Annotated in this window: 9 protein-coding genes; all 9 read left to right on the forward strand. The window is 70.7% G+C overall.

Going from position 1 to position 14,024, the window contains the following annotated elements; all coding sequences use genetic code 11:
• Window positions 1–394 precede the first annotated feature (394 nt).
• The gene (mxcK, locus tag D7V77_RS33610; RefSeq protein ID WP_120580361.1) at window positions 395–1,618 is read left to right on the forward strand and encodes a myxochelin export MFS transporter MxcK; all 1,224 of its coding nucleotides are present in this window, start codon (window positions 395–397) and stop codon (window positions 1,616–1,618) included.
• A 31-nt stretch (window positions 1,619–1,649) separates the two neighbouring features.
• Window positions 1,650–2,930 (forward strand): myxochelin B biosynthesis transaminase MxcL, encoded by a 1,281-nt coding sequence (mxcL, locus tag D7V77_RS33615; RefSeq protein WP_120580362.1) that lies wholly within the window; start codon window positions 1,650–1,652, stop codon window positions 2,928–2,930.
• Between the two features lie 155 nt (window positions 2,931–3,085).
• On the forward strand, window positions 3,086–3,859 hold the full coding sequence (locus tag D7V77_RS33620; protein ID WP_120580363.1) for a 2,3-dihydro-2,3-dihydroxybenzoate dehydrogenase: 774 nt from the start codon (window positions 3,086–3,088) through the stop codon (window positions 3,857–3,859).
• Window positions 3,860–3,945: 86 nt separating this feature from the next.
• The gene (dhbC, locus tag D7V77_RS33625) at window positions 3,946–5,235 is read left to right on the forward strand and encodes an isochorismate synthase DhbC (protein ID WP_120580364.1); all 1,290 of its coding nucleotides are present in this window, start codon (window positions 3,946–3,948) and stop codon (window positions 5,233–5,235) included.
• A complete protein-coding gene (locus D7V77_RS33630) occupies window positions 5,232–6,866 on the forward strand; it encodes a (2,3-dihydroxybenzoyl)adenylate synthase (protein WP_120580365.1) in 1,635 nt (544 codons plus the stop codon). Before dhbC ends, D7V77_RS33630 begins: the two co-directional genes overlap by 4 nt.
• A gap of 14 nt (window positions 6,867–6,880) precedes the next feature.
• A complete protein-coding gene (locus D7V77_RS33635; RefSeq protein ID WP_120580366.1) occupies window positions 6,881–7,786 on the forward strand; it encodes an isochorismatase family protein in 906 nt (301 codons plus the stop codon).
• A 43-nt stretch (window positions 7,787–7,829) separates the two neighbouring features.
• Window positions 7,830–12,218, forward strand: coding sequence for a myxochelin non-ribosomal peptide synthetase MxcG (gene mxcG / locus D7V77_RS33640; protein WP_120580367.1), 4,389 nt, complete (start codon window positions 7,830–7,832; stop codon window positions 12,216–12,218).
• Window positions 12,215–13,495 carry a 3-deoxy-7-phosphoheptulonate synthase class II gene (locus D7V77_RS33645; protein WP_120580368.1) on the forward strand — a complete coding sequence of 427 codons (1,281 nt, stop codon included), beginning with the start codon at window positions 12,215–12,217 and terminating at the stop codon, window positions 13,493–13,495. Before mxcG ends, D7V77_RS33645 begins: the two co-directional genes overlap by 4 nt.
• 112 nt (window positions 13,496–13,607) lie before the next feature.
• A partial coding sequence (locus D7V77_RS33650; protein WP_233597396.1) for a TonB family protein occupies window positions 13,608–14,024 on the forward strand: 417 nt, incomplete at its 3' end.

Here is a 14,024-nt window from a genome sequence, read left to right on the forward strand (position 1 = left end):
AGAGACAGCCGTCTCCCCCTCCAGCAACGCCTGGCCCGGCGCCAGCGCCACGAACCCCTCCAACATCTCCTGGACCACCGCGCGCGGCGCATTGACGAGCTTCTTCACCATCGACTCCTAAGTCGGAACGAACGGGGATGGACTGCGCTCCAACTCCGACCCTTCCGCCCCCATTGCAGCCCGTCAAGCCGGACGTACGCCGCAAAGCCGTGGAGAGACGTTTGCGTCACAGAACCCGCTTTCCCATTGACTCCGGAAGATTTCTGAGGATGATTCTCATTATCATTCGCTGAGCTGTAACAAAAAACACGGCGGTCTGGCGAGAAGTGCGCCCGGACCCGGCCGAGCCTGGCCTGGCATTGCCGGGCCATGGCCGACGTGTGTCTGGATTCAGGTGATTGTCTTGAGTGCTCCATCCCCCGCCCCGCGTGAGCGCACGCTGCTGTGGCTGCTCGCGGCGGTGCAGTTCACGCACGTCGTCGACTTCATGATGCTGATGCCGCTGGGCCCGTTGCTGATGCAGCGGCTCTCGCTGTCGGCGACGCGGTTCGGAGCGCTGGTGTCCGCGTACACGCTCGCGTCCGCGGCCATGGGCGTGCTGGGCGTGTTCTGGCTGGATCGTCTGGAGCGCAAGCGCACGCTGCTGATGCTCTACGCGGGCTTCATCATCGCCACGCTCCTGTGCGGCGCCGCCACCGGGCCCACGGGCCTGCTCATCGCCCGCACCGTCGCCGGCGGCTGCGCGGGGCTGATGGGCGCCGTCGTCATCGCCATCGTCAGCGACACCGTGCCCGCCGAGCGCCGGGGCCAGGCCATTGGCACCGTGATGACGGCCTATGCGCTGTCCGCCGTCGCGGGCGTGCCGCTGGGCCTGGGCCTCGCGAACCTCGGGGGTTGGCGCGCGCCGTTCATCGTCCTCGCGGCGGTCGCGGGCTTCGTGTGGCTGTTGCTGCTTCGCTTCCTGCCTCGCGTGGACGGACACCTGTCCCAGGCGTCCGGCGCCTCCGCCACCGCGGGCTTCACGCCCCGGCTGGCCATGGGCTGGGGCCTCACCTTCACGGTGGTGTTCGCCAGCTTCCTGCTGATCCCCTACCTGGGCGCCTTCATGGTGGGCAACGTGGGCCTGTCCCTCACGGACCTGCCCTGGGTGTACCTGGCGGGCGGCGCGGCCACCTTCGTGAGCTCGCGCTGGATTGGCCGGTTGGCGGACCGCATGGGCCCTGCTCGCGCGCTGGCGCTGCTGCTCGTGGCCACCATGGTGCCGCACCTGCTCTTCCCCCACCTGCCTCCGTCTCCGCTGCCGGTGGTGGCCGTCGTGTTCGTGCTCTTCATGACGCTCACCTCCGGCCGCGCCATCCCCACCATGGCGCTGGTCGCGTCGCAGGTGCCGCCGTCCATCCGGGGCCGCTACCTCGCGGTCAACATCGCCGCCAGCGACGGGGCCTCCGGGCTCGCCGCGTGGATGGGCGGACTGCTGCTCACCACCGGCCCGGACGGCACGCTCATCGGCTTCGCGCAGCTGGGCTGGCTGGCCGTGGCCATCTCCGCGCTCGCGCTCGGGCTGTTGTGGACCTTCGTGGGCCGCGCCGTGCGGCTGGACGCGACGCCCGCGCCCTGAATCCCTCTTCACCCCTCACCAGGACCCTTCCATGTCCCAGACAGCCCCCCGTCACCCATCCCTGCCTCGCCCCATCGTGGGTGAGATCAAGCTGGAGCGCTCCAACCAGCTGCTCGCCGAGGCCCGCAAGTGGGTCCCCGGCGTCACGCAGACGATGATGAAGAAGCCGGATCACTTCGCCCCCGGCGCCTTCCCCGTGTTCCTCGCCAAGGGCAACGGCGCCCTGGTGGAGGACGCGGACGGCCAGGAGTACATCGACTTCATCCAGGCGCTGGGCGCCAACATGCTGGGCCACAACCACCCGGCCGTCGCGGAGACCATCCGCAAGCACCTGGCGGAAGGCATCATCCACTCGCTGCCCACGCCGGTGGAGGTCTCCTCCGTGAAGGCGCTGGTGGAAGTGATTCCCGGCGCGGAGATGGCCCGCTTCTTCAAGACGGGCGCGGACGCCACCTCCGCCGCCGTGCGCCTGTCGCGCCACCTCACCGGCCGCGAGCACATCGTCACCGTGGGCTACAACGGCTGGCACGACCACTTCATGTATGACACCCCGGGCGTGCCCCCGACGGTCGCGAAGCTCACCACCCGCCTGCCCCTCTTCACGCCCCCGGACGAGCCCGCGCTCATCGAGCACATCGAGAAGCACGGCGCCCAGCTGGCCTGCGTGCTGCTGGCCATCCCGTACAACCGCACCGTCACCCGCGAGTTCCTGCTCCAGGTGAAGGAGACCTGCGCGAAGCACGGCGTGCTGTTCGTCCTGGACGAGGTCGTCACCGGCTTCCGTCTGGCTTTGGGCGGCGCGCAGCAGTTCTTCAACATCCAGGCGGACTTCGTCACGCTGTCCAAGGGCATCGCCGCGGGCATGCCCCTGTCCGCCATCGCGGGCCCGGAGAAGTACCTGTCGCGTCTCAGTGAGCTCCAGGTGTCCACCACCTTCGGCGGTGAGATGCTCTCACTGGCCGTGTGTGAGGCGGTCATCAAGGAATACCGCACCACGAACTACGTGGAGCACATCGCCAACCTGGGCCGCCGCCTGCGCGACGGCGTCAACGCCCACGCGCGGGAGACGGGCTCCAGCCTGGAGGTCATCGGCTACGACGCCGTGCCCTTCTTCCGCTTCAGCAAGGTCATCCCCGAGCACATCGAGAAGATGATCCCCTTCCAGGCCGGCATGGCTCGCCGGGGCGTCATCCTCCGCCGCGACCTGAACTTCATCAGCGCCGTGCATACCGCGGAGCAGATTGAACACACCATCGCCGCCGCCGGAGAGGTGCTCCGCGAGACGGCCGCCGCCAGGGCCAGCGCCGCCTGAGACTGAAACAATCGCTCAACCACCGCCCGTGAAGCCAGACGTCGGGCGGTTCCCTGCCTCAGCCACCTTGACAGGAATTCGTGGCCATGGCACTTCCCGGCCCTGAAAATGAGAATGGTTCTCATTTTCATTCAAACAATCCAGGCGAGCGGCGGATGGCTTCGATGACGGGACACGCGGTGGTGACGGGCTCGGCGCAAGGCATTGGCGCGGCGGTGGCGCGCAAGCTGGCGCGCACGATGCCCGTCGCGGTGTTCGACCAGAACGCCGCGGGATTGGAGCTGCTGGTGGCGGAGCTGCGCCAGCAGGGACTGAAGGCCACCGCGTTCCCGGTGGACGTGCGCGACAAGGACGGCATCGAGGATGCCATCGCGTCCATCGACTCCAAGCTGGGCCCCATCCAGGTGCTAGCCAACGTGGCGGGCATCCTGCGCATGGGGTCCGTGCTCACGCAGAGCGACGCGGACTGGATGTCCACCTTCGCCGTCAACACCCACGGCGTGTTCCATGTCTCGCGCGCGGTGGCCCGGCACATGGTGCCCCGCCGCTCCGGCGCCATCGTGACGGTGGGCTCCAACGCCGCGGGCGTGCCGCGCATGCAGATGGCAGCCTACGCGGCGTCCAAGGCCGCCTCCACCATGTTCACCAAGTGCCTGGGGTTGGAGCTGGCTGAGCACGGCATCCGCTGCAACGTCGTCTCCCCCGGCTCCACCGACACCGCCATGCAGCGGGGCATGTGGACGGACGAGTCCGGCCCCGCGCGCGTCATCCAGGGTTCGCTGGACACCTACCGCACTGGCATCCCGCTGCGCCGCATCGCCACGCCGGACGACATCGCGGACGCCGTGGTGTTCCTCGCGTCCGACCAGGCCCGACACATCACGATGCACGATTTGTGTATCGACGGCGGCGCCACGCTGGGCGTCTAGCGCGCCCGCGACGTTCGCCTCCTCCACCTGACTTTCCCTCCCGGGATGGACGCAGGTCCTTCCCCCCAAATCGCCCTGAGTTGAGAATGATTCCTGATACCAAAATCGTTGAACGGCAGACGGACGCGCGGACGGTGGACGGCGTGGTGGGCGCGCCGGCCGTGGCGCGAGAGCCGGAGCAGGAGGCGCTGGCGGCTCGGCTGCTGCGCGACTACGACGCGGGCGGGTTCTTCTTCGCGTCCCCCAAGCGCACCATGCTGGCGCGCGGCGTGTTCGCCACGGTGCCGGACGCGGGCGGGGCGAACTCGCTGGACGGCCTGCCGGAGCGCGTGGCCTCGGTGCTCAACGCCTCGCGGGACGCGGCGCATGACATCCCGGTGGCGGTGGGCGCGGTGCCCTTCGACGGCAAGGTGGCCGCGCACCTGGTGGTGCCCATGACCCTCCAGCGCGCGGGGCCCATGGTGTTCGACGCGGCCGCCGCGGCCCGGTCTCCCCTGGCCGGTCAGTACACGCTGCGGCCCGTGCCGGAGCCCTCCGCGTACAAGGACGGCGTGGCGGCGGCGCTGAAGCTCATGCAGGAGGGCCCGCTGCGAAAGGTGGTGCTGTCGCGCTCCCTGCACGTGGACACCGCGGCGCCGGTGGACCTGCGGCAGCTCCTGCACAACCTGGCCCGGCGCAACCCGCATGGGTACACCTTCGCGGTGGACCTGCCGCAGCACGCGGACGCGGCCCCGGGCGCCGGACGGCGTACGCTCATCGGCGCGAGCCCGGAGCTGCTGGTGGCGCGCTCCGGCCTCCAGGTCCTGGCCAATCCGCTGGCGGGCTCCGCCGCGCGCAGCCCGGATCCGGTGGAGGACACGGCGCGGGCCACGCGGCTGATGGCCTCACCCAAGGACCTGCACGAGCACGCGGTCGTCATCGACGCGGTGGCGGAGGCGCTGCGGCCCTTCTGCAAGACGCTGGACGTGCCCAAGGGCCCGTCGCTCGTGAGCACCCAGACGATGTGGCACCTGTCCAGCCGCATCACCGGTGAGCTGAAGGATCCATCCATCACCTCGCTGACGCTGGCGCTGGCCATGCACCCCACCCCGGCGGTGTGCGGCCACCCGACGGCGCTGGCGCACGAGGCCATTGGCAACATCGAACCGTTCCACCGTGGCTACTACACGGGCACCGTGGGCTGGTGCGACGCGAACGGCGACGGTCAGTGGGCCGTCACCATCCGCTGCGCGGAGGCCGACGAGCGCACCCTGCGGCTGTTCGCGGGCGCGGGCATCGTCGTGGGCTCCACGCCGGAGGCGGAGCTCGCGGAGACCGAGGCCAAGTTCCTCACCATGCTCCAGGCGATGGGCCTGGGCCTCGAGGTGCAGCCGTGAGCACCGCGCGGGAACACCTGCCCGGCTGCCCCACGTGGCCGGAGGACTTCGCCCAGCGCTACCGCGAGGCCGGTTACTGGCGTGGGGAGACCTTCGGTCAGCTCCTGCGCGACCGCGCCCGGGACTTCGGGTCGCGCGTGGCGCTGGTGGGCGGCGCGCACCGCTGGACGTACGCGGAGCTGGACGCGCGCGTGGACCGCATGGCCTCGGGCTTCCACGCCCTGGGCATCCGTGCGCGCGACCGCGTGGTGGTGCAGCTGCCGAACGTGCCGGAGTTCTACGAGGTCATCTTCGCGCTGTTCCGCATGGGCGCGCTGCCGGTGTTCGCGCTGCCGGCGCACCGCGCTTCGGAAATTGGCTACTTCTGCGCCTTCACGGAAGCTGTCGCGTACGTCATCCCGGAGCGCTTCGGTGGCTTCGACTACCGGGGGCTCGCGGAGCAGGTGAAGGCCGCCACGCCCACGTTGAAGCACGTGCTGGTGCTGGGTGACGCGGGTGCGCATACGGCTCTGGCCTCCGTGCCCTCGGAGCCCGTGACGATGGAGGGCCCGTCGCCGTCCGACGTGGCGTTCTTCCAGCTGTCCGGCGGCAGCACCGGCGTGCCCAAGCTCATCCCGCGCACGCACGACGACTACATCTACAGCCTGCGCGCCAGCGTGGACGTGTGCCAGTTCACCTCTGAGACGGTGTACCTGTGCGCGCTGCCCGCGGCGCACAACTTCCCCATGTCCTCGCCCGGCGTGCTGGGCACGTTCCAGGTGGGCGGCACGGCGGTGATGGCGCTCAACCCCAGCCCGGACGTGGCCTTCCCGCTCATCGAGCGTGAGCGCGTCACCGTCACCGCGCTGGTGCCTCCGCTGACCATGGTGTGGCTGGACTCGACGCTGGCGAAGAAGCACGACCTGTCCAGCCTGAAGGTCCTCCAGGTGGGCGGCGCCCGGCTGAGCGACGAGGCCGCCGCGCGCGTGCGCCCCACGCTGGGCTGCGGACTCCAGCAGGTCTTCGGCATGGCCGAAGGTTTGGTGAACTACACGCGGCTGGACGACCCGGAGACGCTCATCGTCACCACGCAGGGCCGCCCCATGTCGGACGCGGACGAACTGCGCGTGGTGGACGACGACGACGTGCCGGTGGCGCCCGGTGAGACGGGGCACCTGCTCACGCGCGGGCCTTACACCATCCGCGGCTACTACAAGGCGGAAGCGCACAACACCAAGGCCTTCACCACGGACGGCTTCTACCGCACGGGCGACTTGGTGCGCCTGACGCCGGAGGGCTACCTGGTGGTGGAGGGCCGCGCGAAGGATCAGATCAACCGGGGCGGCGACAAGGTCGCGGCGGAGGAGGTGGAGAACCACCTGCTTGCGCACCCTTCCGTCAGCGACGCGGCGGTAGTGGCCATCCCGGACAAGTTCCTGGGCGAGCGCACCTGCGCCGTCGTCATCCCCCGCGGCGAGGCCCCCGCCCCCTCCGTGCTCAACGCCTTCCTGCGCCAGCGCGGCCTGGCGTCGTTCAAGATCCCCGACCGCATCGAGTTCGTCGCGGCCTTCCCGCAGACGGGCGTCGGCAAGGTCAGCAAGAAAGCGCTGCGCGACAGCCTGCGCCAGTCCCTCTCCACTCCTTCTCCCTGAAACAGGAGCCCTTCATGGCACTGCCTGCCATTGCCCCCTATTCCATGCCCGGCGCGACGGAGCTGCCCCAGAACAAGCTTGCCTGGACGCCCGAGCCCAAGCGCTGCGTCCTGCTCATCCACGACATGCAGCGCTACTTCGTGGACGCCTTCACGCAGGGGCAGTCCCCGGTGACGGAGCTGGTGGCCAACATCCAGCGCCTGCGCCAGCACGCGGTGAAGCTGGGAATCCCCATCGTCTACTCCGCGCAGCCGGGAGACCAGACGGCGGAGCAGCGCGGCCTCCAGCTGGAGTTCTGGGGCCCCGGCGTCCGCGCCGGCCCGAAGCAGCAGATCATCGACGAGCTCACCCCGGCGCAGGACGACACCGTCCTCACCAAGTGGCGCTACAGCGCGTTCCGCAACACGCGCCTGATGGACCTGATGCGCGAGCAGGGGCGCGATCAACTCATCATCTGCGGCATCTACGCGCACATCGGCTGCCTGCAGACGGCCAGCGACGGCTCCATGAGCGAGATCCGTCCCTTCCTCGTCGCGGACGCGGTGGCGGACTTCTCGCTGGAGAAGCACCAGATGGCGCTGGAGTACGCCTCGAAGCTGGTGGCGTTCGTCACCACCACGCAGCAGCTCATGGACGCGATGCCGGTGCAGGCCGCTGGCGCGGCGGTGGACCGCGACCAGCTTCGCGCGGACGTGGCGGAGCTGCTGATGGAGTCCGCGTCCGCGATTGGCGAGGACGAAAACCTGCTCGAACGCGGCATGGATTCCATCCGCCTGATGAGCCTGGTGGAGCGCTGGCGGCAGGGCGGCACGGAGGTGTCCTTCGTGGAGCTCGCGGAGAAGCCCACGCTCACCGACTGGTACGCGCTGCTCGCCGCGAAGCAGCCTGTCGCGATGGCCCCCGGCGCTCGCGCCTCATAACCCGCCCTCGGGGCGGCACCCTTCCCCCTCGGAGTTCCCCGTCATGCTTCCCCCATCCCAGGACAACCGCCCGCTGACCGCGGCCCAGCACGGCATCTGGGTGGGGCAACAGCTCGACCTGAAGAGCCCCGTCTACAACGCGGGGGAGTGCATTGAATTCCGTGGCGCCGTGGATCCCGTGCGCTTCGAGTCCGCCCTGCGCAAGGCGGTGGCGGACGCGGACGCGCTGCACTCGCGCTTCGTCGCGGGCGCGGAAGGCCCGGCCCAGCGCATCGACGCGGGGACGGACTGGACGCTCCAGCACGTGGACCTGAGCGGCGAGGCCGATCCCTGGGCCGCCGCGCAGGAGTGGATGTGGAAGGACCTGGGCCGCACGGTGGACCTGGGCACGGGCCCGCTGTTCGCGCAGGCGCTGCTCACCGTGGGGCCAGAGCGGTCCTTCTGGTTCCAGCGCATCCACCACATCGCCATGGATGGCTATGGCTTCTCGCTGCTCGCCCGGCGGGTGGCGGAGCTCTACACTGCGGACGTGATGGGCAAGACCGTGCCGGCGGGGTTCAGCCGGCTGGGCCCCGTGCTGGATGAGGACGTCGCGTACCGGAGCGGCGCCCAGCTCCAGAAGGACCGCGACTTCTGGGTGAAGCGCTTCGAGGACGCCCCGGTGCCACCGCTGCTCGCGGAGGCGGCGCCCATGTCGTCGCGCTTCCTGCGGCGCTCGGAGTACCTGCGGCCGGAGCTGATGGCGGCGCTGCAGGCTGGCGCGAAGCAGGCGGGCGTGAGCTGGTCCGACGTGGTGCTGGCCGTGACGGCCATCTACCTGCACCAGCGCACGGGCGCTCCGGAGGCCGTGCTGGGCCTTCCGGTGATGGGCCGGCTGGGTTCGGCGTCTTTGCGCGTGCCGTGCATGGCCATGAACATCGTCCCGCTGCGCATCGCCGTGCGGCCGGACGCGGGGCTGTACGCGCTGGCCCGCGACGTGGCCGCGGAGATGAAGGCCTCGCGCCCGCACCTGCGCTACCGCTACGAGCAGCTGCGGCGCGACCTGCGCCTCGTGGGTGGACAGCGCAAGCTGTTCGGCCCCGTCGTCAACATCATGCCGTTCGACTACGCCCTGGACTTCGCGGGCGTGCCGGGGACGGCGCACAACATCTCCGCGGGTCCGGTGGAGGACCTGTCCTTCGGCTTCCATGCGCGGTCGGGTGGAACGGCCCTGCGCGTGGACCTGGACGCGAACCCCGCCTGCTACACGGAGGCCTCGCTCGAGGAGCACCAGCGCGGGTTCCTCCAGCTGCTGGAGTCGTTGCTCGCGCAGCCTGAGCAGCCGGTGCGGCGTTCCGCGTCGGGCGGGGTCGGCTCCGTGCTGGATGGCGGCCCGGTGCCTCCGGTGCGCCCGGTGCTGGAGCTGCTGAAGGCCCAAGCTGATGTCCGTCCGGACGCGGTCGCGCTGGAGCATGGCCGTTGGCGGATGACCTACCGCGAGCTGGTGACGGCGTCGCAGGCCCTCGCCTCGCGCCTGACCGAGGCGGGCGTGCGGCCCGACACGGCGGTGGCGGTGAAGGTGCCCCGGGGCATCGACGCCATCGTGTCCAGCCTGGGCATCTTGTTCGCGGGCGCGGGCTACCTGCCCATTGATCCGACCGGCCCGGCCACTCGCAACGCGGCCATCCTCCAGGACGCGCGGCCCGCCGTGATGGTGGTGTCCGAGCGCCCCTCGCCCGACACGGATCCGACCGCGCCGGGTGTGCTCGTCGTGAAGCGGCTGGAGCAGGCCGACACCTCGGCGCGGGATTCGACGGCGCACGCCATCCCGCGAGGAGTGCCCGCTGCCCAGCAGCCGGAAGCACGCGATGCGGAGCCCGCGTCGAGCGCTGAGGCGCGGCTTGCGTACGTCATCTACACGTCCGGCTCCACGGGACAGCCCAACGGCGTGCAGATCACGCACGGGGCCCTGGCCCACTTCGTCGCGGGCGCGACGCAGCGCTACAGCGTCGGCCCCGAGGACCGCGTCCTCCAGTTCGCTCCGCTCCACTTCGACGCCAGCGTGGAGGAGATCTTCGTCACGCTGTGCGCGGGCGGACGGCTGGTGCTGCGCACGGACGAGATGCTCCAGTCAGTGCCGCGCCTGATGGAGGCCTGCGCGGATGCGGGCATCACCCTGCTCGACCTGCCCACCGCCTTCTGGCACGAGCTGGCCTACAGCCTGTCCACTGGCGCCGCCCGGCTGCCCGACGCGCTTCGCACCGTCATCATCGGCGGTGAGGCGGCGCTGCCGGAGCGCATCGCCCGCTGGAAGGACGTCGCGGGCGACCGCGTGCACCTGCTCAACACCTACGGCCCCACCGAGGCCACCGTCGTCGCCACCGTCGCCGAGCTCGCGGGGCCGGACGCCCTGCCCTCCGGTGACGAGGTCCCCATCGGCCGCCCGCTGCCCGGCGTCGTCGCGGCGGTCGTCACTCCACAGGGACGTCTGGCCGCCCCCGGCAAGGAGGGCGAGCTGTGCCTGATGGGCGGCGCGCTCGCTCGCGGCTACCTGGGCCGCCCGGAGCTGGATGCTGCCCGCTTCACCCGCCTGGACGCGGTGGAAGGAACGCCCCGCGCCTACCGCACCGGCGACAAGGTGCGCGTGCGCGACGACGGCCAACTGGTGTTCGTGGGCCGCGTGGACGACGAGTTCAAGATCAGCGGCCACCGCATCGACCCGGGCGAAGTCGAAACCGTGTTGCTGAAGTATCCCGGCATCCTTGAGGCCGCCGTCGTCGGACAGGTGCTGCCGGGCGGGTCCCGCCGGCTGTGCGCGCACCTGGTGGCCTCGCCCGAGCCCTCGCCCGCGGAGCTGCGCAAGCACCTGCTCACGGCGCTGCCCGCCCCCATGGTGCCCGGCGCCTTCGCCTTCGCGGAGCGGCTGCCCCGCACCAGCACCGGGAAGATCGACCGCAAGGCACTCCAGAACGCGATGCCCGCGGATGAGAGCGCCGCGCTGCTCGCCTCCGCGACGCCCATGGAGCGCACGGTGCTGGAGGTCTGGGAGCAGGTGCTGGGCCGCGCCGCCACGTCGCTCCAGGATGACTTCTTCGAACTGGGCGGCCAGTCCCTCCAGAGCATCCAGGTGGCCAACCGCCTGGGCATCGCGGTGGGCCGCGACGTGCCCGTGGCCACCGTCTTCAAGCACCCCACCGTGTCCGGCCTCGCGCAAGCGCTCCAGGGCGGAAGCACGGGCGGTGCCGAGGCTGGCGGTCTCACGCCCGCGATGCTCGCGGACGCGGAGCTGGGCGAGGACGTCGTCCCTTCCTCGACGGGAGAGGCCTGGGCGCGCGAGCTGCCGCGCCGGGGCCAGGGCTTCCGTCAGGTCCTCCTCACGGGCGCCACCGGCTTCGTCGGCGCGCACCTGCTCCACCAACTCCTGGCCCGGACGGACGCGCGGATCATCTGCCCCGTGCGCGCCAAGGACGAGGCGCAGGCCATGGACCGGCTGCGCTCGGCGCTGACCGGCCAGAAGCTGCCTGTTGCTGGACTGGAGACGCGGGTGCTCGCGCTGCCGGCGGACCTCTCCCAGCCGCTGCTGGGCCTGGACGCCACGCGCTTCCACGGACTCGCCGCCGAGTGCGACGCCGTCATCCACAACGCCGCCGTCGTCAGCGTGGTGCGCGAGTACGGCAGCCTCCAGGGCGTCAACGTGCGCGGCACGCGCGAGCTGCTCAAGCTGGCCGCCGCCGTCCGCCCCAAGCCCTTCCACTACGTGTCCACGCTGGCGGTGGCGCCGCAGGCGAACCTGTCCCCGGACGTGCCGGAGGCCTTCGTCCCCTCGCACCCCGGGCTTCGCGACGGCTACCAGCAGAGCAAGTGGATCGCGGAGCGGCTGGTGCAACAGGCGTCCGAGCGCGGCCTGCCCGCGACGGTCTACCGACTGGGCCGCGTGGTGGGCGCTCCGGACACCGCGCTCGTCAACACGCAGGACCTGGTGTGGCGCATCGTGCTCGCCGGCCTGCCCGTCCGCGCCCTGCCGCTGTTGGACGTGGGCGAGGTCTGGACGCCGGTGGACTTCGTGGCCAGCGCCATCGTCCAACTCGCGCGCGCGTCGCATCCGGGCGCGGTGTTCAACGTCACGCCCGCCGAGGAAGTGCGCCTGTCCGAGCTCTTCGACTGGGTGCGCGACTACGGCTACCCGCTGGACTTGTGTCACGTGCCGGAGTGGCGCGACCGCGTCGCGAAGGGCTCCGGCGGCCACGACGCCACGCTCGCATTCTTTGATTTGCGCAGCGGGGACTCCACCCCGGCCTTCGGCCTGGGCCCCATCCGCTGTGAACGGCTGCTGGCCGCGCTGGAGGGCACCGACGTCCGCTGCCCTCCCACCGACCGCGACCTCCTCTATCGCTACCTCGACTCCTGCGTCGCGCAGGGAATCCTGCCCCCGAAAGTGACGGCGCTCCCGTGACGAATACTTCCTGGTCCCCCTCCTCCTGGCGGGCGAAGCCGGTCCGCTACATCCCCGACGACTACCCTGACCTCTCCATGCTCGCGCGCGTGGAGGCGGAGCTGGCGCGCCTGCCGCCGCTGGTGCACGCCGAAGAGACCCGCCGCCTGCGCGAAGCCCTGGGCCAGGTGGCCGAGGGCAAGGCCTTCCTGCTCCAGGGCGGCGACTGCGCTGAGAGCTTCAAGGAGTTCTCCGTGGAGAACGTGCGCAGCACCTTTCAGCTCCTGCTCCAGATGGCGGGCGTGCTCACGTTCGCGGGCGGCTGCCCGGTGGTGAAGGTGGGCCGCATCGCGGGCCAGTTCGCCAAGCCGCGCTCCAGCGCCACGGAGACCCTCAACGGCGTCACGCTGCCCAGCTACCGCGGCGACATCATCAACGGCATGGACTTCGACGCCCGCGAGCGGACGCCGGATCCCCAGCGCCTGCTGCGCGCGTACCACCAGTCCGCGGAGACGATGCAGCTGGTGCGGGCCTTCGCGCGCGAGGGCTACACGGACCTGACCCGCCTCCTGGGCCACCGCCCGGAGTCCGAAGGCGCCGTGCGCCCGGTGGACTTCTTCACCAGCCACGAGGCCCTGCTCCTCAACGTCGAGCAGGCCATGACGCGCGTCGATGAGGCCACGGGCGGCTGGTACGACACGTCCGCGCACATGCTCTGGATTGGCGAGCGCACCCGCCAGCTGGACGGCGGCCACGTGGAGTTCATGCGCGGCATCCAGAACCCCATCGGGCTCAAGTGCGGCCCCACGCTGGAGCCGGACGACCTGATCCGCCTCATCGACACGCTCAACCCCCAGGGCATCCCGGGCAAGCTCACGCTCATCGGCCGCTTCGGTTCGGATCAGGTCGCCGCGCGCCTGCCCCGGCTGATGGCCGCCACCCGCCGCCATGGCAGCCCCGTGGTCTGGTCCATCGACCCGATGCACGGCAACACGCACAAGGCCAGCAACGGCTACAAGACGCGCTCGCTGGAGCGGATCCTCGCGGAGGTGATGGGCTTCCTCCAGGTCGCCGCCGCCGAGGGCGTGCACCCCGGAGGCATCCATCTGGAGATGACCGGCCAGGACGTCACCGAGTGCCTGGGCGGCCCGCTGGACGTGTCCGAGGACGACCTCTCCGACCGCTACCACACGCACTGCGATCCGCGCCTCAACGCGGACCAGTCGCTCCAGCTCGCGTTCCGCGTCGCGGACGGCCTGCACACCACGGTGCTCACCCCTCAAGACCGCGCTGCGTGAATTGCCATGCAGTCTTGACAGCTCAGACTTCGTGCGGCTAAACGTCGCGCCGTTGAAAATGAGAACCATTTTCATAATCGCGATCGAGGCGAAGCGCAGGTGGCGGTCCCAGTTGGGCGCGGCACTGCTGTCTTCTATTTGTTTCGGTGGCCTGGCTTACGCGGGCACGACGCAGGCGGAGGATCCGGCGGCCGCGCCCACGGCATCCGAAGCAGCTCCCGCGGCCGCTCCACCGGAGCCCGTCATCGAGCTGCCGAAGCTGCTCCACACCGTGGAGGCGCCCTACCCTGCAGAGGCGGAGCGCGCGCAGCTGGAGGCGAACGTCCGCCTGCGCCTGCGCGTGGACACGCAAGGCGTGGTGACGCAGGCGGAGGTGATGGAGCCCGTGGGCCACGGCTTCGATGAAGCCGCGCGCACCGCAGCGCTCCTGTTCCGCTTCACGCCCGCGAAGCGCAACGGCGCCCCTGCCCCCGCGCGCGTCACGTACACCTACGTCTTCCAGCTGCCCGGCCGCTCCAAGGCCGTGGCC

The sequence above is a fragment of the Corallococcus sp. CA041A genome, from assembly GCF_003612075.1.
Lineage (GTDB): Bacteria > Myxococcota > Myxococcia > Myxococcales > Myxococcaceae > Corallococcus > Corallococcus exiguus.